At 71.1% G+C, this 21,355-nt stretch carries 22 protein-coding genes and 1 tRNA gene; 7 read left to right on the top strand and 16 right to left on the bottom strand.

The annotated features are described in order from the left end of the window. Positions 1 to 81 precede the first annotated feature (81 nt). The 3 genes from FLX07_RS13900 to FLX07_RS13890 form a co-directional block, all read right to left on the bottom strand. Entirely contained in the window at positions 82 to 1,323 is a 1,242-nt protein-coding gene (locus FLX07_RS13900; RefSeq protein ID WP_142571190.1) for an RNA polymerase sigma factor, read from the bottom strand. Beyond that, a complete protein-coding gene (locus FLX07_RS13895; RefSeq protein ID WP_142571189.1) occupies positions 1,320 to 1,643 on the bottom strand; it encodes a YciI family protein in 324 nt (107 codons plus the stop codon). The genes FLX07_RS13900 and FLX07_RS13895 overlap by 4 nt, the downstream gene beginning before the upstream one ends. 100 nt (positions 1,644 to 1,743) lie before the next feature. Continuing rightward, positions 1,744 to 2,364 (bottom strand): dihydrofolate reductase family protein, encoded by a 621-nt coding sequence (locus tag FLX07_RS13890; protein WP_142571188.1) that lies wholly within the window; start codon positions 2,362 to 2,364, stop codon positions 1,744 to 1,746. A 209-nt stretch (positions 2,365 to 2,573) separates the two neighbouring features. On the opposite strand from FLX07_RS13890, the gene FLX07_RS13885 reads away from it, so the two are divergent. Continuing rightward, on the top strand, positions 2,574 to 2,948 hold the full coding sequence (locus FLX07_RS13885; RefSeq protein WP_142571187.1) for a DoxX family protein: 375 nt from the start codon (positions 2,574 to 2,576) through the stop codon (positions 2,946 to 2,948). Between the two features lie 52 nt (positions 2,949 to 3,000). Here the strand turns inward: FLX07_RS13885 and FLX07_RS13880 are convergent, their stop codons facing one another. From FLX07_RS13880 to FLX07_RS13865, 4 genes are all read right to left on the bottom strand, one after another. Continuing rightward, positions 3,001 to 3,819, bottom strand: a complete 819-nt coding sequence (locus tag FLX07_RS13880; protein ID WP_229689759.1) for a WecB/TagA/CpsF family glycosyltransferase — start codon at positions 3,817 to 3,819, stop codon at positions 3,001 to 3,003. Between the two features lie 128 nt (positions 3,820 to 3,947). Then, on the bottom strand, positions 3,948 to 4,931 hold the full coding sequence (locus FLX07_RS13875) for a glycosyltransferase family 2 protein (RefSeq protein ID WP_142571186.1): 984 nt from the start codon (positions 4,929 to 4,931) through the stop codon (positions 3,948 to 3,950). Further along, positions 4,928 to 5,851: a sulfotransferase family protein gene (locus tag FLX07_RS13870; protein WP_229689760.1), complete on the bottom strand. Its 924-nt coding sequence runs from the start codon at positions 5,849 to 5,851 to the stop codon at positions 4,928 to 4,930. Before FLX07_RS13870 ends, FLX07_RS13875 begins: the two co-directional genes overlap by 4 nt. A 130-nt stretch (positions 5,852 to 5,981) precedes the next feature. Further along, a complete protein-coding gene (locus FLX07_RS13865; protein WP_142571185.1) occupies positions 5,982 to 6,671 on the bottom strand; it encodes a helix-turn-helix transcriptional regulator in 690 nt (229 codons plus the stop codon). A gap of 126 nt (positions 6,672 to 6,797) precedes the next feature. On the opposite strand from FLX07_RS13865, the gene FLX07_RS13860 reads away from it, so the two are divergent. Genes FLX07_RS13860 through FLX07_RS13845 form a run of 4 tightly spaced genes read left to right on the top strand, consistent with a single transcriptional unit; the run spans position 6,798 to position 9,680 of the window. After that, positions 6,798 to 7,391 carry a DUF2231 domain-containing protein gene (locus tag FLX07_RS13860; protein ID WP_142571184.1) on the top strand — a complete coding sequence of 198 codons (594 nt, stop codon included), beginning with the start codon at positions 6,798 to 6,800 and terminating at the stop codon, positions 7,389 to 7,391. 33 nt (positions 7,392 to 7,424) lie between these two features. Next, entirely contained in the window at positions 7,425 to 7,853 is a 429-nt protein-coding gene (locus FLX07_RS13855; protein WP_142571183.1) for a hypothetical protein, read from the top strand. Further along, positions 7,846 to 8,445: a GTP cyclohydrolase I FolE gene (folE, locus tag FLX07_RS13850; protein ID WP_229689761.1), complete on the top strand. Its 600-nt coding sequence runs from the start codon at positions 7,846 to 7,848 to the stop codon at positions 8,443 to 8,445. The genes FLX07_RS13855 and folE overlap by 8 nt, the downstream gene beginning before the upstream one ends. A 17-nt stretch (positions 8,446 to 8,462) precedes the next feature. After that, a complete protein-coding gene (locus FLX07_RS13845) occupies positions 8,463 to 9,680 on the top strand; it encodes an NAD(P)/FAD-dependent oxidoreductase (protein ID WP_229689762.1) in 1,218 nt (405 codons plus the stop codon). A gap of 139 nt (positions 9,681 to 9,819) precedes the next feature. Here the strand turns inward: FLX07_RS13845 and cysN are convergent, their stop codons facing one another. From cysN to FLX07_RS13825, 4 genes are read right to left on the bottom strand one after another with little or no spacing between them, the layout of a single operon-like run. After that, positions 9,820 to 11,082 (bottom strand): sulfate adenylyltransferase subunit CysN, encoded by a 1,263-nt coding sequence (gene cysN, locus FLX07_RS13840; protein WP_142571181.1) that lies wholly within the window; start codon positions 11,080 to 11,082, stop codon positions 9,820 to 9,822. Next, positions 11,082 to 11,996 carry a sulfate adenylyltransferase subunit CysD gene (gene cysD, locus FLX07_RS13835; RefSeq protein WP_142571180.1) on the bottom strand — a complete coding sequence of 305 codons (915 nt, stop codon included), beginning with the start codon at positions 11,994 to 11,996 and terminating at the stop codon, positions 11,082 to 11,084. Before cysD ends, cysN begins: the two co-directional genes overlap by 1 nt. Positions 11,997 to 12,007: 11 nt before the next feature. Continuing rightward, entirely contained in the window at positions 12,008 to 12,808 is an 801-nt protein-coding gene (locus tag FLX07_RS13830) for a 3'(2'),5'-bisphosphate nucleotidase CysQ (protein WP_280116554.1), read from the bottom strand. 2 nt (positions 12,809 to 12,810) lie between these two features. After that, entirely contained in the window at positions 12,811 to 14,274 is a 1,464-nt protein-coding gene (locus FLX07_RS13825; protein WP_373292560.1) for a sugar transferase, read from the bottom strand. 75 nt (positions 14,275 to 14,349) lie between these two features. Here FLX07_RS13825 and FLX07_RS13820 point away from each other — a divergent pair, with 75 nt between their 5' ends. Then, the gene (locus tag FLX07_RS13820; protein WP_208762215.1) at positions 14,350 to 15,072 is read left to right on the top strand and encodes a 3'-5' exonuclease; all 723 of its coding nucleotides are present in this window, start codon (positions 14,350 to 14,352) and stop codon (positions 15,070 to 15,072) included. On the opposite strand, the gene pth is transcribed toward FLX07_RS13820, so the two are convergent. Continuing rightward, complete coding sequence (gene pth / locus FLX07_RS13815) at positions 15,047 to 15,658, bottom strand: aminoacyl-tRNA hydrolase (RefSeq protein ID WP_142571179.1); 612 nt, start codon at positions 15,656 to 15,658, stop codon at positions 15,047 to 15,049. The genes FLX07_RS13820 and pth overlap by 26 nt on opposite strands. A gap of 82 nt (positions 15,659 to 15,740) precedes the next feature. After that, positions 15,741 to 16,331 (bottom strand): 50S ribosomal protein L25/general stress protein Ctc, encoded by a 591-nt coding sequence (locus FLX07_RS13810; RefSeq protein WP_142571178.1) that lies wholly within the window; start codon positions 16,329 to 16,331, stop codon positions 15,741 to 15,743. 442 nt (positions 16,332 to 16,773) lie between these two features. Here FLX07_RS13810 and trpS point away from each other — a divergent pair, with 442 nt between their 5' ends. Next, positions 16,774 to 17,853, top strand: a complete 1,080-nt coding sequence (gene trpS, locus FLX07_RS13805) for a tryptophan--tRNA ligase (RefSeq protein ID WP_142571177.1) — start codon at positions 16,774 to 16,776, stop codon at positions 17,851 to 17,853. Positions 17,854 to 17,908: 55 nt separating this feature from the next. Here the strand turns inward: trpS and FLX07_RS13800 are convergent, their stop codons facing one another. The 3 genes from FLX07_RS13800 to FLX07_RS13790 form a co-directional block, all read right to left on the bottom strand. Next, positions 17,909 to 18,886, bottom strand: a complete 978-nt coding sequence (locus tag FLX07_RS13800) for a ribose-phosphate diphosphokinase (protein WP_142571176.1) — start codon at positions 18,884 to 18,886, stop codon at positions 17,909 to 17,911. 279 nt (positions 18,887 to 19,165) lie between these two features. Next, positions 19,166 to 20,644 carry a bifunctional UDP-N-acetylglucosamine diphosphorylase/glucosamine-1-phosphate N-acetyltransferase GlmU gene (gene glmU, locus FLX07_RS13795; RefSeq protein WP_142571175.1) on the bottom strand — a complete coding sequence of 493 codons (1,479 nt, stop codon included), beginning with the start codon at positions 20,642 to 20,644 and terminating at the stop codon, positions 19,166 to 19,168. Positions 20,645 to 20,825: 181 nt separating this feature from the next. Continuing rightward, a tRNA-Gln gene (locus FLX07_RS13790) sits at positions 20,826 to 20,896 on the bottom strand. Between the last annotated feature and the right edge of the window lie 459 nt (positions 20,897 to 21,355).

Raw genomic sequence — 21,355 nt, 5'->3', positions numbered from 1 at the left:
GCCTCTCTGGCCTCGTGTCGTCGCCGTGCTCGTCCGGCTGCGGAACACCGCCGGACCTCCCGTACGGGAGGCGTCGTGGCGCTACCGCACTTGGTCGCGGCGCCGGGTGAGGTGGGCGGTCTCCGCGGTGTTGCCGGCCAGTTCGATGGCTCTGTCGTAGGCCGCGCGTGACTCCCGGCTGCGGCCCAGCCGGCGTAGCAGGTCGGCGCGGGTGGCGTGGTAGGCGTGATAGCCGGCCAACGCCTCGGCGAGGCGGTCGACGATGGCCAGTGCCACCTCCGGGCCGTCGAGCTCGGCGACCGCGATGGCCCGGTTGAGGGTGACGATCGGCGAGGGGTCGAGGCGGACGAGCTGGTCGTAGAGGGCGAGGACCTGCGACCAGTCGGTGTCGCGGATGTCGCGGGCGGAGGTGTGCACGGCGTTGATCGCCGCGAGAATCTGGTAGCGACCCGGAGCCACCCCGGCGGCGGCAGCGGCGAGGCGCTCGCGCACCAGCCCGTGACCCTCGGCGATCAGTTCCGCGTCCCAGGCCCCTCGGTCCTGCTCGGTCAGAGGGACCAGTTCGCCGCCGGCCGAGACCCGGGCGGGGCGGCGAGCCTCGGTCAGGAGCATCAGCGCCAGCAGCCCCGCCACCTCACCGTCGTCCGGCAGGAGGACACGGATCAGGCGGGCGAGCCGGATCGCCTCGGCGGTCAGCTCGTGCCGTACGGGATCGGTGCCGGGGCCGGTGGCCAGGTAGCCCTCGTTGAAGACGAGGAACAGGACGGCGAGGACGCCGGAGACGCGCGCCGGGAGATCCTCGGCCGACGGCACCCGATAGGGGATGCGCGCCGCCTTGATCTTGGCCTTCGCGCGGGTGATCCGCTGCCCCATGGCGCTCTCGGCCACAAGGAAGGCGCGGGCGATCTCGGGCATGGTCAGGCCGGCGACCATGCGCAGCGTCAGCGCCACGCGGGTCTCCATCGCCAGTGCCGGGTGGCAGCAGGTGAAGATCAGCCGGAGCCGGTCGTCGTCGATGGCGCCGACAGGCTCGGGCGGGTCGTCGTCATAGACCATCTGAGCCTCCTTGTGCTTGTCGTCGCGCTTGATCTCGCGCCGGATCCGGTCGATGGCTCTGTGGTTGGCCGTGGTGGTCAGCCAGGCGCCCGGGTTGGGGGGCACGCCGTCGGCCGGCCACCGCTGGACGGCGGTCGCGAACGCCTCGGCGGCCGCCTCCTCGGCGATGTCGAGGTCCCCGAAGCGCCTGGTCAGGGAGGCGACCACTCGTGCCCATTCCTCATGGTGGGCCTTGGTGATCGCCTCGTGGGCGTCGATCCCGTTCACAGGAACGGCCGCACCTCGACTTTCCGGTTGCAGGCCTTCGACCCCTCGGCCGCCAGCTTGAGCGCCGCGTCGAGGTCGGCTGCCTCGATGATCCAGAAGCCGGCGAGATACTCCTTCGACTCCAGGAAGGGCCCGTCGGTGACCATCGCCTCCCCGCCCCGGTTGTCGATGACGGTGGCCGTGCTGGGCGAGGCGAGGCCACCGGCGAAGACCCAGTGGCCCTCGGCCCGGAGCCTGTCGTTGAACACGTCGATCGCCGCGTCCTCCTCCGGGGTGGCGAGGCCGGCCTGGTCGTGGATCACGGAAATCAGGTACCGCATCTGAAAATCATCTCCTGTGGCGTCGAGACGGGGTTGTCCAGACGGGCTGTCGAGGCAGGGGTGTCGAGCAGGGGGTGCAGGGGGGTACCGGTCGGGGACTTCACGCTGTCGCATACTGCGGGCGCCCGGCCGGCCGGTAGACCTGGATCGTCACGCCCTTGGAGTCGACGCGCGACTGGACCAGGTCGAGCGCAAGATCCGGGCCGGCGTCCGGGAACAGCCGCGCGCCCTGGCCGACAACGACGGGAACGACGATCAGGGTCATCTCGTCGACCAGGTCGTTCTCCAGCAGCCACCGGGTCAGGGTGCCGCTGCCGTGCACCTGCAGCTCACCGCCCGGCGTGGCCTTCAGGTCCGCGATGGCGGCCGCGACGTCTCCGGACAGGACGGTCGTATCCGACCACGCCGGATCTGTGAGCGTGGTCGACGCCACGTACTTGGGCCGTGTGTTCAACGCTTCCACAACGCCCTCCCAGCCAGGGGCATCCTGGACCGTCATGGTCCCCCACGAGCCGGCGAACAGCTCGTAGGTCCGCCGGCCGAGCAGGAACGCGTCGGCGCGCTGGTAGGTCTGGTTGATGAACGCGTGGGTCTCGTCGTCGCCCCTGCCCAGGGCCCATCCGCCGCGCTCGAATCCGTTCCTGCGGTCCTCGTCCGACGCGCCGCCGTTTCCCTGCACCACTCCATCGACGGTGACCTGAGTGATGGTAGTCAGCTTCATGATCGCGGTTCCTTCGCCTTGGCGCCGCCGCTCGTGGGCGGCCTCACCCCTGCTACGAACACCACCGCCCCGATCCGACACCGGCTCCCGGATTTCTTCGAAGAATATTTCGCCGACCACGTGCGACAGGCGTGACAGCGATCGCCCGCGACGGCCGCGGCTCGCCCATCCGCTACATTTCGCTCTGCTGCCGCAAGAACGGACTCTCCATGAACATCGTCCTGTGGGTCATCGCCGGCCTGCTCACCCTCGCGTTCCTCGTCGCCGGGGTGATGAAACTCGCCCAGCCGAAGGACCGGCTGGCGGTGTCCGGCATGACCTGGACCGAGGACTTCTCCGCAGGCACGATCAAGGGCCTCGGCGCTCTTGAGGTGTTGATCGCCTTCGGCCTCGTCCTGCCCGCCGTCACGGGCATCGCCCCGGTGCTGACGCCACTCGCCGCGCTCGGCATCGCCCTGATCATGGCCGGAGCGGCCGTCGTTCACGCCCGTCGCGCGGAATCCCAGGTCATCGTCGTCAACCTGGTGCTCCTGGTGCTGGCCGCCGTCGTCGCCTGGGGCCGCTTCGGCCCGTACGCCTTCTGAGCCCTGCTTTCGAGCCCCTGCTTGCGAGCCCCTGCTTCCTGACGTCCGCTTCCTAATGTCTGCTTCGCGACCCGAAGGCCCTGCGCAGCAGGGCGCCCGACAGGAGGCGGAGGGCGAAGGGGAGGTCGTCGACCAGATAGCGGCGGGCGAGCCGCTGGGGCTCGCTGATCAGGCGGAACAGCCATTCGAGCCCGTGGTCGCCCATCCAGCCCGGGGCCCGGCGCACCGAACCGGCGGCGAACGCGATGGCCGCGCCGCATCCCACGAACCAGGCGCCCGGCAGATCGGCCCGCAGTTGCGCGACGAGCCGGTCCTGCCGGGGAAACCCCAGACCCACGAAGACCAGGGACGGCCGCGCGGCGACGAGCCGTCCCCGCACCTCCGCCAGCGCCGCCGGGCTGGTCTCGAACCCGTACGGCGGAGCGTGGACGCCCTCCACGTTCAGACCCGGATGCCGCCCGCACAGCGCGTCCCGCGCCGCCTCGGCGACGCCGGGCGGTCCCCCGACCAGGTAGACGGGCACTCCGCGGGCCGCCGCGGCCGCGCTCAGCGACCAGATCAGGTCGGCTCCCGTCACCCGTTCCGGCAGCGGACGCCCGAGCAGGCGCGACGCCCAGACCAGCGGCATGCCGTCGGCCACGGCGAGTTCGGCCGCGTCGATCAGCGCGCGCAGAGAGGGGTCGCGGGCGGCGGCCCGGCAGATGTCCACGTTCGGCGTGACCAGGTGCCCGCCCGTGCCGCGCTCCAGCGCGGCCATCACCCGAGCGACCACCTGCGCGTGGGTGAGCGGGTCGAGCAGCACTCCGCCCACGCGAACCGTGTCCGCGCCAACCCTGCCCACGCCGACCCTGCCCACGCCGACCCTGTCCACCTGAACCCTTTTTGCCGGTGGGCGGGCTCCCCGTGCCGCGGCCATCTGGGCATGGGCCGCCTCGGACCACGGCCACACCGGCGTCGCCGGGTTCACGGCCGCCGTGGGCATGGGCGCGGGCTCGGCCATCAGATGCCGTGGCCGTGACGGTGGAGGGCGTGCAGCACAGCGCGCGGGCTGACCAGCCCTCCGGCGACGGCCAGCGCCACCGCCGCCCTCGGCTCACCCGGCCGGGCGGAGAAGGCGCGCAGCGACCAGCGGGCGGCCTCCCGCCGCCGGCCGAGGGCCGCGTGGCAGAAGGCGAGCTGCCCGTAGACGCGGGCCGCGCCACGCGGTTCCGCCGCCAGCCCGGGATGCCGGGCGAGCATCCACTCCAGCCCGGCGATCCGGTCGGCCCAGCGCCCCACGTAGTGCGAAGAACCCCAGCGCACGCGCACGAGCGGCCGGTCGACGTGGACGATCGGATGCCGCCAGGCGGCCCGCAGCGCGAGGTCCCAGTCTTCGTTCTGACCGGACGGCGCGCTCTCGTCCACCCACGTCCAGCCCCGGCGGAACAGGAACGTCGAGGAGTGCACCATCATCATGCGCGAGCGGGTGAGGTGCCGGTGGGTCACCCGGCCGGTGCCGGCCAGCCGCGGCACCCTGCGGTCGCCGTACTCGACCTCGACGGCGCAACTCACGAAGCCGGCGTCGGGCTCCTCGGCCAGCGCGGCGACCTGGGCGGCCAGCTTGCCGGGCAGCCAGAGGTCGTCGTCGTCGCAGAAGGCGACGAGATCCGTGCCGAGCACCGAGATTCCGGTGTTGCGCGCGCCCGGCAGGCCGGCGGCCCGCCGGTTGCCCAGCACCCGGACGCTCCGGACCGCTTCCTGGGCCCCCGAAACCGCCCCCGAAACCGCCCCCGATCCCGCCCCCGATCCCGCCTCTGATCCGGCCTCCGCATCGGCGACGCCGGACACCTGGGAGGCCACGAGGGAGGCGGGCACACCGTCGGCCACGACCACCACCTCGACGGGGCCGGCGTACTCCTGGGCGAGCACCCCGGTCAGCGCGGCTCGCAGCGGGCCGGGCCGGTCGCCCCGGGTGGGGACGACCACGCCGACGGACGGCATCATCGCCGGGCTCCCGGGCGGTAGGCGAGGCGATAGCCGTAGAAGAGAAGAAGGGGGAGGGTGATCGCGGTGACCAGCCACCGCTGCGACCAGGGCAGCGGCGCCGGCCGGTGGCGTATCTCGATCGGTCCCACCGAGAAGCGCATCGGGTTGCCGGAGACGGTGTGCGCGACGCCGAGCAGCGCTTCGCGGTCGTCCAGGAAGGCGAGATCGCCGGCGGGAAGCCCGAGCCGCGTGGCCAGGCGCCCCAGCGTCGCGCGCGGGTCGCGCACCAGGTCCTCGTGACGCACCCGGACGACCTGCACGCCCTTGCGGCGCAGCACCTCGAAGGCCAGGTTCTGGGCCAGCCAGTGGACGGCGGTGCGCACGGGCGTCCAGCGGGTCATCGGCCGCCCGTCCTCGGGCCTGCGCACCTTGCGCCGCCACGACGCGGCCACCGCCCGCGGATCGCGCACCACCTGGACGACCCGCATGTCCATGATCGATGCAAGGCAGTACGCCAGGGAGGCGTGCTTGCTGGAGTCGACGACGACCCGGGCGTCGGCCACCTCCGCCGCCGCCGCGTAGATGCGGGCGTACGACCGGACGTATTCGGCCAGTTCGGCCTCACGGGTCGCGAGTCCGAGCGCGAGGACGGGCACGCGGCGGGTCCGGTCGACGCGGGCGCGCAGGCCGGGCAACCACCCCGCCTGGCTCTGCCGCCACTGTCCGAACGCGCGGGCGCCCACCTTCGCCCAGAACGGGCACTGCGAGAACCGCTGCCCGCAGCCGCAGGGCTCGTCCGCGCGTACGCCGCGGTCCCACAGGTGGACGACCTCGCCGAGCGGCGCCACGCCGGGCACCTCACCGAGGAGGCGTTCGAGCAGAGTGCTACCGCTGCGTCCCAGGCCGCCCACGAAGATCACCGGCTGAGCGTCGGCCACGTGTCCTCCATGGATGGATGCGAAACGCGACGACAGTAGCGCGGAGAGTAATCGGGCGACTCTCAATCGCCAAAGGATCTACGAGCCCTCCACCTGCGGCAGAACGGGACGACCGGAGGCAGATGAAGCCTCAGGAGGAGCGCAGTTCGACGCAGCACTCCCCCGGCCGCGGCACCAGGACGGCCTGCACCCTGGTGGCCTCCAGGCCGGTGAGCATGCCGTCGAGGAAGGCGTGGTTGACCCCGCAGACCAGCTCGGGGGCTCGCGCCGCCAGCGGGTGGAACGGGCAGTTGTGCAGCCGCACGCAGGTGGGAGACTCGCGGCCGGGCTCGAAGCCATGCCGCGCGAGCAGACTTTCGAGCAGGGTGAGGGCGCGCTCCGCGCCGAGCCGGCCGGGCTTGGCCCGGGCGCGCTCCGCGGCGCCGATCTCTTCTCCGTGCCGACCGGCCACCCGCGCCGCCGCCTGGCGGGCACTTTCGCCCTCGCCCTCCGCGAGGACGGCGTCCACGAGGATGTCGGCCAGCACCTCGTGCCGGCGTTCGGGGATCGTGACGCGGATGTCGGTCTCGGTGGGTTCGTAGACCTTCGGGGTGCGGCCGACCCTGCGGATGCCGCCGACCGCCTCATAGCGGGCACGCAGCAGGCCGGCGTCGACCAGCTTGTCCAGGTGGAAGGCGGCCAGCTTGCGGGAGATTCCGACCGAGGCGGCGGCCTCGTCCCGGGTCACCGGGCGGCGCGCCCTGCGGATGTAGGCGTACATCCCCTGCCGCAGCGCGTCGTCCAGCGCGGCCACCGCACTGATCCCGGGATCCGTCGTCATCCTGACACGATAACGCCTGCCAGCGCGGTCGAAAACAGTGACCCCTCGATGTACGCCTACTCCTTGACCGCACAGTCGAATAAGACCAACATTGTTTGGCGTAATACGTCGAACGCGGAGGTCCGGATGACCGGTGAGCTACACGACGCGAAACGACCGGTGAGCGCGGCGCTGGCCGGGCCGTACGGCCATCCGTTCCACCCCATGCTGGTCGCGGTGCCCATCGGAGCGTGGGTGGCGAGCATGGTCTTCGACGTGGCGTCCCGATTCGCTCCCGGTCCGGGATTCCTCGCCGAGGGCTCGAAGTGGCTGATCGCCCTCGGGGTGCTCGGTGCGCTGGCCGCCGCGATGGCCGGGTTCCTGGACCTGTTCGCCATCCCTGCGGGCACCCTGGCGTTCCGCACGGGTCTGCTCCACATGGGGTTGAACCTCGTGATCACCACCGCGTACGCCGCCGGCTTCCTGTGGCGCCAGGCGGGCACGGCGTCCGACACAGGGACCGGCACAGGGACCGGCACAGGGGCGGACACGGCGGCCGGCGCAATGGCCAACGCGGCGGTCGGCGCGGCGGCGGGCCCGGTCGCGCTCGGCCCGCTGCTGCTGTCGGCGGGCAGCCTGGCGCTGCTCGTGGTCTCCGGCTACCTGGGCGGCAAGCTCGCCTACCGCTACGGCGTGCGGGTGGCCGACGAGACCACCCAAGCCGACGGTTTCCGGCGCTGACCTCACCCCACCATCGCAGAAGGAGAATTCATCATGGGTATCGCGGCACTGGTCACATGGCTGCTCACCGCGGTGGGCGGTTTCGTGATGCTGGGCATCTGGATCGCCAGAGGCGGCCCGCGTGCCGGCCGTCTCTCACCAGGGCTCGTCTTCGGTCACTTCGCGCTGGCCGTCGCCGGGCTGATCGTGTGGATCGTCTATCTGTTCGCCGGCAGCGCGGCCCTGGCGTGGGTGGCGCTGGTCCTGCTGGTCCCGGTCGCGCTGCTGGGCTTCGCGATGTTCGCGCGGTGGATCCCCGCCTACCGCGCCCGTACGGCGGTGGCGGGCGGCCCCGGCGCCACCGGCACGGCGGGAGCGCCCGAGCGGCACTTCCCGGTCGCGATCGTGGCCGGGCACGGTCTGCTCGCAGTGGCGACCGTGGTGCTGGTGCTGCTGACCGCGCTCGGCGTGAGCGGTGGCTGAGGTGCGCTCCCTGCGGGTGATCGCCGAGCCACGCGACGGTGTGGACCTGGCCGCCGCCGAGCGCGCGGCCGGCCAGTTCCTGGAGGCCCTGGGCATCTCGACCGATTCCGAGAGCCTGCGGGAGACTCCGGCGCGGATGGCAAAGGCGTACGCCGAGCTGTTCACCCCACGCCCGTTCGACCTGACCACCTTCCCCAACGAGGAGGGCTACGACGAGCTCGTGCTGGCCCGCGCGATCCCGGTCCGCTCGGTCTGCGAGCACCACCTGCTGCCCTTCGCCGGAGTCGCCCATGTCGGCTACCTTCCCGGCGACCGCATTCTCGGGCTGTCGAAGCTGGCCCGCGTCGTCGAGCACTTCGCCCGCCGGCCGCAGGTGCAGGAACGGCTCACCAAACAGGTGGCCGACTGGCTCGCCGACCGGTTGCGACCCGCGGGGGTCGGCGTCGTGATCGAGGCCGAGCACACCTGCATGACCCTGCGGGGAGTGCGGGCCGTCGGCTCGACCACCGTGACCTCGACACTGCTGGGCATATTGCGGAAAGACGCCCGATCCCGTCAGGAGTTCTTCGCCCTCACCGGCACCCGCACCTGAGCAAGGAGACCATCGTCGTGACACAGCAGAGGTTCGTGATCGTCGGAGCCGGTCTGGCCGGCGCCAAGGCCGCCGAGGCCCTGCGCGAGCAGGGATTCGACGGGCGGGTCACGCTCATCGGCGCCGAGCCGCACCACCCCTATGAGCGGCCCCCGCTGTCCAAGGGCTATCTGACGGGCAAGACCGACCGCGCCGGAGTCTTCGTCCACGAGGAAGGCTGGTACGCCGACCACGACGTCGAGCTGCGGCTCGGCGTCGCCGCCTCCGGCCTCGACCGCGGCGCCCACCGCGTCGAACTGGCCGACGGCGGCGCGATCGAATACGACAGGTTGCTGCTGGCCACCGGTGCCCGCCCGCGAAGGCCGCCGATCCCCGGCGCGGCGGCGCCCCACGTGCGCTACCTGCGCCGGATCGAGGACTGCGAGTCGCTCAAGGACGTCCTCGGGAGCGTGTCCCGGCTGGCGGTGATCGGGGCCGGCTGGATCGGGCTGGAGGTCACCGCCGCCGCCCGGCAGGCCGGCGTCGCGGTCACGGTGCTGGAGACGGCGCGGCTGCCGCTGCTACGCGCGCTCGGGCCCGAGGCGGCCCAGATCTTCGCCGACCTGCACCGCGACCAGGGCGTCGATCTCCGGCTCGGGGTCACCGTCAGCGAGATCACGCCCTCGGGCGTACGTCTGGGCGACGGCGCCGAGATCGATGCCGACGCCGTCCTCGTCGGTGTCGGCGCCGAACCCGACGTAGACCTCGCCGTGCGCGCCGGGCTGCCCGTGGACAACGGCATCGTGGTGGACGCGGCCCTGCGGACCGGCGACCCGGACATCGTCGCCGCCGGGGACGTCGCCAACGCCTACCACCCGCTGCTGGGCACGCGCGTACGGGTCGAACACTGGGCCAACGCGCTCAAACAGCCCAAGGTCGCCGCCGCCACCATGCTGGGCCGGGAGGCGGTCTACGAGGAGCTTCCCTACTTCTACACCGACCAGTACGACCTCGGCATGGAGTACGTCGGCCACGTCGAGCCCGGCGGCTACGACCAGGTCGTCTTCCGGGGCGACGTCGCGGCCGGGGAGTTCATCGCCTTCTGGCTCAGCGGCGATCGCGTCCTGGCCGGCATGAACGTCAACGTCTGGGACGTCGTCGAGCCGATCAAGAGGTTGATCCGCTCCGGAACACCCGTCACGCCCCAGGCGCTGGCCGACACCGGCCGGCCGCTGGAGACCCTCGCCACCCCGTAGAGCGGCATGGCCCGCATGCGCCCAGTAGACAGGGGCCTGCGAGGCGGGCGCGGAAAACACGGAGGCGAACACAGCGGAAAACACAGGGCAGCGCTCCGGCTCATGGGCGCGCTGCCCGTTGTGTCTTCCTCTGTCTTCCTCAGTGCGCGTCGACGATCATCCCGGCGGCGACAGTGCCGTTGGTGGCCTCGTCGATCAGGATGAAGCCGCCGGTGAGGCGGTTGCGGGCGTAGTCGTCCACGAACAACGGCTGGGTCGTCCGCAGCGACACCCGGCCGATCTCGTTGAGGCCCAGAGCGGTGGCCGACTCGTCCCGGTGCAGGGTGTTGACGTCGAGCCGGTAGTGCAGGTCCCGCACGAGAGCCCGGGCCGTACGGGTGGTGTGCTTGATGATCAGCTTGGAGCGCTGCTGGAGCTTCAGGCCGTCGGCCATCCAGCAGATCATCGCGTCGATCTCCTGGGCGGCCTGCGGCTGGTTGTTCGGCCGGCAGATCATGTCGCCCCGGGAGATGTCGATGTCGTCGCCCAGGCGCAGCGTGACCGACATCGGCGCGAACGCCTCCTCCACCGGGCCCTCGAAGGTGTCGATCCCGGTGATCGTCGTGGTCAGGCCGGACGGCAGGTGCAGCACCTCGTCGCCCGGCTTGAGCACGCCGCCCGCGACCTGCCCGGCGTATCCCCGGTAGTCGTGCAGCTCCGGGCTGGTCGCGCTGTGCGGACGGATGACGTACTGCACGGGGAAGCGCACGTCGACCAGGTTGCGGTCGGAGGCGATGTGCACGTTCTCCAGGTGGTGCAGCAGCGAGGAGCCGTCGTACCACGGCATGTTCTCCGAGCGGGAGACCACGTTGTCGCCGTGCAGCGCTGAGATCGGGATGAACGTGAGGTCGGACGCGTTCAGCTTGCTGGCGAACGCGGTGAACTCCTCGCGGATCTCCTCGAACCGGGCCTCGGAGTAGTCGACGAGGTCCATCTTGTTGACCGCCAGCACCAGGTGCGGCACCCGCAGCAGCGTGGTCAGGAACGCGTGCCGCCGCGACTGCTCCAGCACTCCCTTGCGCGCGTCGATCAGGATGATCGCCAGGTCGGCGGTGGAGGCGCCAGTGACCATGTTCCGGGTGTACTGGATGTGCCCGGGAGTGTCGGCGATGATGAACTTCCGCTTGGGCGTGGCGAAGTAGCGGTAGGCCACGTCGATCGTGATGCCCTGCTCGCGCTCGGCCCGCAGGCCGTCGGTGAGCAGCGACAGGTCGGTGTACTCCGTGCCCCGGTCGCGGGAGGTGCGCTCGACCGCTTCGAGCTGGTCCTCGAAGATCGCCTTGGAGTCGAACAGCAGGCGTCCGATCAGCGTCGACTTGCCGTCGTCGACGCTGCCCGCCGTCGCGAAACGAAGGATGTCCATCAGAAGTAGCCTTCCTTCTTGCGATCTTCCATGGCGGCCTCGGAAGCCCGGTCGTCGGCGCGGGTGGCGCCGCGCTCGGTGATCCGGGTGACGGCGATCTCGTCGATGATCTCGTCGATCGTGGTCGCGGTCGAGGCGACCGCACCGGTGCAGGTCATGTCGCCGACCGTGCGGTAGCGGACGACGGCGTCGAACGTGGGCTCGTCGTCGCCCCGCTGGACCACCTCGGAGTCGGACAGCAGCATGCCGTCGCGCTCGAAGACCCTGCGCGTGTGGGAGAAGTAGATGGACGGGATCTCGATGCCCTCGCGCCGGATGTAGTGCCACACGTCCAGCTCGGTCCAGTTCGACAGCGGGAACACGCGGATGTGCTCACCCCTGCTGATCTTGGTGTTGTAGAGGTTCCACAGCTCGGGACGCTGGTTCTTCGGGTCCCACTGGCCGAACTCGTCGCGGAAGGAGAACACCCGCTCCTTGGCCCGGGCCTTCTCCTCGTCGCGCCTGGCCCCGCCGAAGACCGCGTCGAACTCGTGCTCCTCGATGGCGTCCAGCAGCGTCGTGGTCTGCAGCCGGTTGCGGGAGGCCCGCCGCCCGGTCTGCTCGACCACCCGCCCGGCGTCGATCGACTCCTGAACCGACGCGACCACCAGCCGCGCACCCAGCTCGGCGACCCGCCGGTCGCGGAACTCGATGACCTCGGAGAAGTTGTGCCCGGTGTCCACGTGCATCAGGGGGAAGGGGATCGGCGCCGGCCAGAAGGCCTTCTCGGCGACCCGCAGCATGACGATGGAGTCCTTGCCGCCGGAGAAGAGCAGACACGGGCGCTCGAACTCTGCCGCGACCTCACGCATGATGTGGATCGCCTCGGCCTCGAGTATGTCGAGTTGTGACGTGGTGTAGTCACGCTGAAGCATGGGGACTTCCTTCACGGAGTCTGGCGATGCAGGTCACGGATTCCGGCGAGCAACGTTGGCGCCAGATCCGGTAGGGAGACCAGGATATCCGGCAGCCAGGGGTCCCCCTGGTTATACGTCAGGGGTGAGCCGTCGATCCTGCTCGCGTGAGCCCCCGCCGCGACCGCCACCGCGACCGGCGCGGCAGAGTCCCACTCGTACTGGCCCCCGGCGTGCACGTATGCCTCGACCTCTCCGGTGAGGACCGCGGCGATCTTGGCGCCGGCCGAGCCGATGGGCACGAGTTCCCCGCCGTGGCGGGCGGCCAGCTCACGGACGAACTCGGGCGGACGGGTGCGGCTGACCGCGATGCGGAACGGCTCGCGCACCTTCTCCGGCAGCTCAGGCGGCGCCGCCGTCGTGAGCGTGCGGCCCTGTGCTGGTTTTTGGGCCGATCCCGGCCAGGCGGGCAGAGCGACCGCACCGGCCCTGAGGGCGCCGCGTTCCCACAGCGCCACGTGGACGGCCCAGTCGGCGCGGCCCTCCTCGGAGAACTCACGGGTGCCGTCGAGAGGGTCGACGATCCAGACGCGCTCGGCCGACAGCCGCCGGGGGTCCATCCGCTCCTCGCGGGTCGCCTCCTCCGACAGCACGGCGTCGTCCGGCCGCAGCCGCCTCAGGGCGTCCATGAGGAACTCGTGGGACGCGCGGTCCCCGGCATCCTTCAGCGCCCGGCCGTCCTCGAACCCGAGACGGGCGCGCAGCTCAAGGAGCCGCTCCCCCGCCTCCGTCGCCAGCTCACCGGCGAGGGAATGGTCGTCCCGCATCGTCATTATCAGTACGCTCCCGCCCCGCCTGCGACCGCAGACCACGTCTTCCATAAGATCTGCAGATCCAGCATGAGAGACCAGTTCTCGACATAACGTAGGTCCAACCGTACCGATTCCTCCCAGGAGAGGTCGGACCGGCCGTTGACCTGCCAGAGCCCGGTCATCCCGGGCCGCACCACGAGCCTGCGGCGCACGTCGTCGCCGTACCGCGCGACCTCCTCGGGCAGCGGCGGGCGCGGTCCGACGAGCGACATGTCGCCCCGAAGCACGTTGAAGAGCTGCGGCAGCTCGTCGAGCGAGTAACGCCGCAGCGCGGCGCCGAGCGGGGTCACCCGCGGATCCCTGCGCACCTTGAACAGCACGCCGTCGGCGTCGCTGACCAGCTCGACCTTGCGGGCCTCCGCGTCCCTGCGCATCGTGCGGAACTTCAGGATCGTGAACTCCACGCCGTCCCTGCCCACCCGCCGCTGGCGGAACAGGACGGGCCCCGGGCCGCTCGCCCGTACGGCCACGGCGACGGCGGCCAGCAGCGGGGCGAGCACGACCAGCGCGGCGGCGGCGACCAGCCGGTCGAACACGCCCTTGACCAGCCGGCGTCCTCCCGTCAGCTCGGGATGCTCCACGTGCAGCAGTGGGAGCCCGGCGATGGGGCGGATCGCGATCCGCGGACCGGCCACCTCCATCAGCGCGGGCGCCACCACGAGGTCGGTGCGCGTCCGCTCCAGCCGCCAGGCCAGCCTGCGCAGCGCCGTGCCGTCCAGCTCGGGGCAGGCGAGCACCGCCACCGTGTCCGCCCGGACCTGCTCGACCACCAGCGGCACGTCGGTGAAGTCGCCCAGCACCGGCACGTCCGCGATCCATCCGGCGGCGCCGGTGGGCACGCAGGCGGCCACCACCTCCATCCCGTGGTAGCGCTCCCTGCGGAAGGTGGCGACCAGCTCGGCGACCGCCGTCCGATGGCCCACCGCCACGACCCTGCGCATGCAGCCCCCGCCCCTGGCCCGTCTGCGGTGCAGCCGCTGCCGCAGGCCGTATCTCGCCGCGAGGGTGAGCACGGTGGCGAGCGGCAGCGCGATCAGCACGTAGCCGCGGGCGATCCCGGTCTTCGACGCGTACGCCGCGATCGTGACACCGGCGATCAACGTGAAGCCGCCGCGCGCGACCCGGCGGAACTCCTCGGCCCCCACGCCGATCAGGCGCGGCTCGTACGCCCGGCTCAGGACCAGGATCACCGCCCAGACGGCGGGCAGCGCGGCGCTCGCAATCACGTAGGGCATCACGTACGGAGTAACCTCGCCGAACCGGATCACCACCGCGGTGACCCCCGCGAGAAGGGCGCCCACGATGTCGCAGACGGCCGCGGTGAGCCGATACCGGACCGCCCACTCGGGAGGCCGCGGCATCGGATGGGCCGGCGAGTCCCGGAACGTGCCGACGGCAACCGAGGACGTGTCACCGTCCAGCACCATCGCCCCCCGTGATCCTGCCAATACCGACAGTGATGGAATGCTAGCGGCCTCACCCCGGCGTCTCAGGGAGATTCGTTGAAAGCCGAAACGTACATATCGGTTGATGTCGAGGCTGATGGCCCGATTCCGGGGCCGTACTCGATGGTCAGCTTCGGCATGACCGTGGCCGGCCGGATGACCGGGCGGCGGTTCGAGCGGACCGATCCGGAGTCCCAGACGTTCTACGCGGAGTTACGGCCGATCAGCGACGACTGGGTGGCGGAGGCGCTGGCGGTGAGCGGCCTCGACCGGGCGACGCTGCAGCGTGAGGGACGCGACCCGGCCGAGGCGATGACGGAGGCGGCGGCCTGGGTGCGTGAGGTGTGCGGCGACGACCTGCCGGTGCTCGCGGCCTTCCCGCTGTCGTACGACTGGATGTGGATGTACTGGTACTTCCTCCGATTCACCGGGCAGTCGCCCTTCGGCCACTCCCGATGCATCGACATCAAGACGCTGTACGCCGCCAAGGCCGTGGTGCCGGTGGCCTGGGCGACCAAGCGCCAGATGCCGCGCGAGGTGCGGGCGCGGCGCCCGCACACCCACAACGCGCTCGACGACGCCATCGAGCAGGCCGAGTTGCTGCAGAACCTCATGCTCTGGCCGGGCGCGGCGCGGCGCGGGCGCGACGCGAGCGACGTCGGCGGGACGGCCGCGCCGGACCTCGGCGGGACGGCCTCGTCCGATCTCGGCGGGACGGATTCACCCGACCTCGGCGGGACGGCGTCGCCGGACCTCAGCGGGGCGGCTTCGCCGGATTGAGGTCGGCGGTGTGGAAGCGGTTCTGCGTCGCCTCCAGACCGGCGGTCATCAGCGACTCCACCATGTCGGCCGCCCGGTCCACGAGGAACGGCAGGTCCTTGCGCTCGGCCGTGGCGAAGTCGCGCAGCACGAACGTCGCCGGGTCCATGCGGCCCGGCGGGCGGCCGATGCCGAACCTGATGCGCGGGTACTCGCGGGTGCCCAGCGACTTCGTGATCGACTTCAGGCCGTTGTGGCCGTTGTCCCCGCCGCCGGTCTTCGCGCGCAGCGCGCCGTACGGGATGTCCAGCTCGTCGTGGATCACGACGACCCGGTCGGGGGTGGCCTTGTAGAAGTCGGCCAGCGCCTTCACCGGGCCGCCCGACAGGTTCATGAACGACAGCGGCTTGGCCAGCACGACCGGGAGCGCGGCCAGGCGGCCCTCGACGATCTCGGCCCGCGACCTGTGCGCCTTGAACCGCCCGCCCATCCGGGCAGCCAGCTCGTCGAGCACCATGAAGCCCGCGTTGTGCCGGTTTCCGGCGTACTCCGGCCCGGGGTTGCCCAGGCCCACCACCAGCCACCGCTGCGCGGACGTGTCGGACACCGCTGTCTCCTCCGCTGTCTTTCCCCACAAGGAAGAGTCCTCCACAGGACACCTGTGGAGGACTCTCTCACGAACGGGGGTCCTACTCGGCGGCGCTGTCGCCCTCGGCGCCCTCGGCGCCCTCGGGCAGCTCGGCGGTCGGGGCGCCGATCACCTGCAGCACCAGAGCCTCGGGGTCGCCCGCCAGCGTGGTGCCGCTCGGCAGGTTCAGGTCGCTCGCGTGCACCACGAAGCCGGCGTCCTTGCCGTCCACGTCGACCTCGACGCCGGTCGGGATGTGGGTCGCCTCGGTCTCGACCGAGATCGTGACCAGCTGCTGCTCGACGATGGCGCTGCCGATCGTGTCGCCGGTGACGGTGACCGGGATCTCGACGGTGACCTTCTCGCCGCGCTTGACCAGCAGCAGGTCGACGTGCTCCAGGAAGCCCTTGATCGGGTCGCGCTGGACGCCCTTGGGCAGCGCGATCTCGTCCACGCCCTCGCCCTCCAGGCGGATGAGCACGTTCGGCGTGCGCAGCGCGAGCAGCAGCTCGTGGCCGGGGAGGGTCAGGTGCTTGGTCTCGGTGCCGTGGCCGTAGAGAACGGCGGGGACCTTGTTCCCCCGGCGGATCTTGCGGGCGGCGCCCTTGCCGAACTCGTTACGAAGCTCGGCGGCGATACGTACCTCGGACACGGCGCATCTCCTAGGGATGAGTCGATCGGCGGATTGGCGCGCTCCCCCTCACCCGCCCTAGCGGAAGGCGTTACGAGCGCAACCCCCACAGCCTACCGTTCGCCGCGCCGGAGGCACGCCATCAGTCGTGCCGGAGGCGCGCCGTACGCCCTGCCGGAGGCGCGCCATACGCCCAGCCGGAGGCACGCCAGCAGTCCGGCCGGAGGCGTCATGAGCGCTTCCCGCGTCGCTCGCCGGGGCGCTGACATCCGCGACATCCGCCGGGTCGCGCCGTTACACTGGCCGCGTGATTCGTACGTTGTGTCAGGGCTGGTGGCGCTCCACGTAGGAGCGGCCATCTCACACGCGTACGACCGGGCCGTTCGGATGGACGGCCCTTTTTCGTGCTCCCTGGACGAGGGGCCGCCGTCGGAACGGCGGACCACTTGCCAGGGGAGAACACATGACCACGATCCTCGACACCACTCCGGACGACGACGAGCTCGGCCTACCGGCCGCCCGGCGCCGCAGCGCCGCGCTGGAAAGACAGATCCATGAGCGGCCCGGACGCTTCCGCGCACTGACCGGGGACCGCCCGACCGGCCGGCTGCACCTGGGGCACTATTTCGGCACCCTGCACAACCGCGTCCGCCTTCAGAACCTGGGCGTGGACATGATGGTGCTGATCGCGGACTACCAGGTCCTGACCGACCGCGACGTCGCCGACCGGCTCGCGGAGCATGTGGAGGACCTGACGCTCGACTACCTGGCCGTGGGCATCGACCCGGACCGGGCCACCGTTTTCACTCACAGCGCGGTCCCCGCGCTGAACCAGTTGCTGCTGCCGTTCCTCAGCCTGGTCTCCGTCTCGGAGCTGGGGCGCAACCCCACGGTCAAGGACGAGATCGCCCACTCGCGTCAGTCGGCGGTCAGCGGGCTGATGTTCACCTATCCGGTCCACCAGGCCGCCGACATCCTGTTCTGCAAGGCAGGCCTCGTGCCCGTCGGTCAGGACCAGTTGCCTCATCTGGAGGTCGCCCGCACCGTCGCGCGCCGCTTCAACAGCCGCTACGGCCCGGTCTTCCCCGAGCCGGAGGCTCTGCTGTCCGCGGCCCCGCTGCTGCTCGGCACCGACGGAGGCAAGATGAGCAAGAGCCGGGGCAACGCCATCACCCTGGCGGCGACCGCCGACGAGACCGCCCGGATGATCCGCGGCGCCAAGACCGACGCGGACCGCGATATCACCTATGACCCGGCGGCCCGGCCCGAGGTCTCCAGCCTGGTCCTTCTGGCCGCGCTGTGCCTAAACCGCGACCCGCACGAGGTGGCCGGGGAGATCGGCGGCCGGGGAGCGGCAGGGTTGAAGGGCCTCGTCACCGACGCGGTCAACGACCGCTTCGCGCCCATCCGGGCGCGGCGCGCCGAGCTGGCCCAGGACCGCGCCCACATCCGGCGGGTGCTTCGCGACGGCAACGAGTGGGCCAACGCCATCGCCGACGACACCCTCAAAGAGGTGCGGGAGGCCATGAAGGCCTTCTACTGAAGGACGCGCGCGGGCCCCCGGGCGGCCGTCCGGCCGGACCGGGGGCCCGCACCGCTCAGCTGTCGCCCTCGAAGAGGCTGGTGACCGAGCCGTCGGTGAAGACCTCGGTGATCGCCCGGGCGATCAGCGGGGCGATCGACAGGACCGTGAGGCTGTCGAACCTCTTCTCCTCCGGGATGGGCAGCGTGTTGGTCACGACCACCTCGGAGATGCGGGAGTTCTTCAGACGATCCACGGCCGGGTCGGAGAAGATGGCGTGCGTGGCGGCCACGATGACGTCGGTCGCGCCGTGCTCGTACAGCGCGTCGGCCGCCTTGCAGATCGAGCCGCCCGTGTCGATCATGTCGTCGATCAGCACACAGGTCCTGCCGCGCACCTTGCCGACCACCTCGTGCACCTTCACCTGGTTGGCCACGTCGAGGTCGCGCCGCTTGTGGATGAACGCCACGGGCGTGCCCAGGCTGTCGGACCAGCGCTCGGCCAGCCGTACGCGGCCGGTGTCGGGAGAGACGATCGTGGTGGTGGCGGGGTCGAGCTTGCCGCGCAGGTAGTTGATCAGGACCGGCAGCGCGAACAGGTGGTCCACCGGGCCGTCGAAGAAGCCCTGGATCTGCGAGGTGTGCAGGTCGATGGACATCATCCGGTCGGCACCCGCCTGCTTGAACAGGTCGGCCATCAGCCTGGCGGTGATCGGCTCGCGGCCGCGGCCCTTCTTGTCCTGCCGGCTGTAGCCGTAGAACGGCATGATCACGGTCACCCGTTTGGCGGAGGCCCGCTTGAGAGCGTCCACCATGATCAGCTGTTCCATGATCCACTGGTTGATCGGCGCGGTGTGACTCTGCATGACGAAGGCGTCGCAGCCGCGTACGGACTCCAGGTAGCGCACGTAGATCTCACCGTTGGCGAAGTCGCGCAGCGCCGTCGGCGTGATCTCGACGCCGAGGGCGTTCGCGACCTCGTCGGCCAGTTCGGGGTGGGACCGGCCGGAGAAGAACATGAGGTTCCGCTCACCGGTCGTCTTCTTGCCGCTCATGCCGCGCTCCTCGCGTGTCGAGCCTGTTCGCCGTACCGGACCTGGTTTTTCTGAGGCCGGGCCGGCCATAACGCCGCTCCCTCGCCTCGCCCGGGGCCCGCAAACCCCTTCGCCCGGTCGATGTGGTCGGTCACGGTGTCCTCCTGGCCTGGCCCTTCGGCGCTACGCGGTCAGACCGCGCCTCGTACTCTTACCTGTCCCCGTACGGCCCCCGAGGGAGGCGGCCGCAGGTGGTCCTGATCGCCGGCCCTGGTCACCGGCCCCGATCACCAGCGCCGATCATCGGCCCTGGTCCCCGGCGGCGTCTCCGCCGTTCGCCGCGGCCGTGTCGCGCGCTTCGATCGCCCGCACGGCCGCCTCCGCCGACTTGGTGCCGGCGCGGCGGCGCGTCACCCAGCCCTCGACGTTGCGCTGTTTGCCGCGGGCGACCGCCATCGCCCCGGGTGGCACGTCGGACGTGATCACGGATCCGGCGGCCGTGTACGCTCCGTCCCCGATCGTGACCGGGGCGACGAGCATGTTGTCGCTGCCCACGCGCACGTGGTCGCCCACGACCGTGTGGTGCTTGGAGACGCCGTCGTAATTGACGAAGACGCAGGCGGCGCCGATGTTCGAGCCGACCCCGATGGTCGCGTCGCCGACGTAGGTCAGGTGCGGCACCTTGGAGCCCTCGCCGATCCGGGCGTTCTTGGTCTCGACGAACGCGCCGATCTTGCCCTTGCCGCCGAGCACGGTGCCGGGGCGCAGGTAGGAGAAGGGGCCCACGACGGCGCCGGGGCCGATCTCCGCGCCGTCGGAGACGGTGTTGCGCACGACGGCCTCCTCGCCGACGACCGTGTCGGTCAGCGTGCTGCCCGGCCCGACCTCGGCTCCCGCCCCGATCCTGGTGGCGCCCTTGAGCTGGGTGCCGGGGTGGATCACGGCGTCGGGCTCCATCTCGACCCCGGCGTCGACCCAGGTGCTGGCCGGGTCGACGACGGTCACGCCGGCGCGCATGTGCGCCTGGAGGATGCGGTCGTTGAGCACGCGCCGGACGAAGGCGAGCTGGACGCGGTCGTTGACGCCCTCGACCTCGGCGTGGTCGGCGGCCACGTGCGCGCCCACCCGGTGGCCGTGCTCGCGGAGGATGGCCAGCACGTCGGTCAGGTACTCCTCGCCCTGGGCGTTGGCCGCGCCGATCCGCTTCAGGCCGTCGGCCAGGAGCGCGCCGTCGAAGGCGTACACACCCGAGTTCATCTCGGCGATCGCGCGCTGCTCGGGGGTCGCGTCCTTCTCCTCGACGATCTCCAGCACCGCGCCGTCCTCGGCACGCACGATCCGGCCGTAGCCGGTCGGGTCGGGGACGACGGCGGTCAGCACCGTGACGGCGTTGCCGTCGGCGGCGTGCCGTTCGAGCAGGGCCGCCAGGGTCTCGGTGCGCAGCAGAGGCGTGTCGCCGTACGTCACCAGGACGGTGCCGTCGATCGGGCCCTCGGCTTCGAGCGCGGTGCGCACGGCGTGGCCGGTGCCGTTCTGCTTGTCCTGGACGACCGTGCGGGCGTCCGCGGAGCTCGTCGCGAGATGGGCGCCGACCTGCTCGCGCGCATGCCCGATGACCACGATCAGCCGCTCGGGCGACAGGCCCCGCGCGGCGGTGAGCATGTGGTCGACGAGCGCGCGGCCGCAGACCTCGTGAAGGACCTTGGGGGTTTTCGATTTCATCCGGGTGCCCTCGCCGGCGGCGAGGACGATCACGGCTGCCGGGCGCGGCACACTCACGGACTGAGGCTCCCTCGGCGTCGCGGCTTACTACACGGATCAAGACTGTACAAATCGGGCGCGGCTTCCACGCGTCCACTACCCAGGAACCGCATGGTCACCCGCTCGACAAGGTGAGCTTACCTGCCGTGCCCCGGAAGGGAACCAGCCCCCCTGGGGCTCGAACGGCCGAACGAACAGGCTCCCGGGGGAGGATTCGAACCTCCGTTGACAGAACCAAAATCTGTAGTCTTGCCCCTAGACGACCCGGGATGGGCGTAAAGTGCCGATTTTGCCGGATTCCGACCGCCGCCGGAGTCCGCACTCAGGATACAGAGCCGTCCCCCTGGCGCGCGCCCCAAAAGTTCAGCGCATCGTCGGCCCATCCTGTTATGACCGCCCCGTACGACCAGCCCGTACGACCGCCCTGCACGACCGGCCCGTACGAGCGCCCGTCGCCGGGCACGTTCGCGGGTCGATGCGGCCGTCACCACCCGCCCGCCTGACACGCCCGCACATGGCTCCGCGGCACGGCGAAGCCGGATGTTACCGGGTGGGCATTCAGGGCAGAGCGCCGTCGACGCCGCGGCATCGGCGACGCGGCCGGAAGCGAGCATGAGGCACTACCAGATGGCCGACCGTTGGTGCAAGGCGTGGATTCGCCACCAGATGCGGCCCGGAGCGTCACCTTCCACACATTCGCTCTTAGGGATTCCTAACTTACGATGGCGT

It is taken from the genome of Microbispora bryophytorum, assembly GCF_006874465.1.
GTDB lineage: Bacteria > Actinomycetota > Actinomycetes > Streptosporangiales > Streptosporangiaceae > Microbispora > Microbispora bryophytorum.
Note: the sequence above shows the minus strand (reverse complement) of the source record. Positions and strands in the feature narration are given on the sequence as shown.

Coding starts and splice junctions, on each gene's coding strand:
- FLX07_RS13895 (WP_142571189.1), bottom strand. CDS start 1,643: ATGCGGTACCTGATTTCCGTGATCCACGACCAGGCCGGCCTCGCCACC.
- trpS (WP_142571177.1), top strand. CDS start 16,774: ATGACCACGATCCTCGACACCACTCCGGACGACGACGAGCTCGGCCTA.
- FLX07_RS13830 (WP_280116554.1), bottom strand. CDS start 12,808: ATGACGATGCGGGACGACCATTCCCTCGCCGGTGAGCTGGCGACGGAG.
- cysD (WP_142571180.1), bottom strand. CDS start 11,996: ATGCTTCAGCGTGACTACACCACGTCACAACTCGACATACTCGAGGCC.
- FLX07_RS13860 (WP_142571184.1), top strand. CDS start 6,798: ATGACCGGTGAGCTACACGACGCGAAACGACCGGTGAGCGCGGCGCTG.
- FLX07_RS13885 (WP_142571187.1), top strand. CDS start 2,574: ATGAACATCGTCCTGTGGGTCATCGCCGGCCTGCTCACCCTCGCGTTC.
- FLX07_RS13800 (WP_142571176.1), bottom strand. CDS start 18,886: ATGAGCGGCAAGAAGACGACCGGTGAGCGGAACCTCATGTTCTTCTCC.
- cysN (WP_142571181.1), bottom strand. CDS start 11,082: ATGGACATCCTTCGTTTCGCGACGGCGGGCAGCGTCGACGACGGCAAG.
- FLX07_RS13825 (WP_373292560.1), bottom strand. CDS start 14,274: ATGGTGCTGGACGGTGACACGTCCTCGGTTGCCGTCGGCACGTTCCGG.
- FLX07_RS13865 (WP_142571185.1), bottom strand. CDS start 6,671: ATGACGACGGATCCCGGGATCAGTGCGGTGGCCGCGCTGGACGACGCG.
- FLX07_RS13890 (WP_142571188.1), bottom strand. CDS start 2,364: ATGAAGCTGACTACCATCACTCAGGTCACCGTCGATGGAGTGGTGCAG.
- FLX07_RS13855 (WP_142571183.1), top strand. CDS start 7,425: ATGGGTATCGCGGCACTGGTCACATGGCTGCTCACCGCGGTGGGCGGT.
- FLX07_RS13875 (WP_142571186.1), bottom strand. CDS start 4,931: ATGATGCCGTCCGTCGGCGTGGTCGTCCCCACCCGGGGCGACCGGCCC.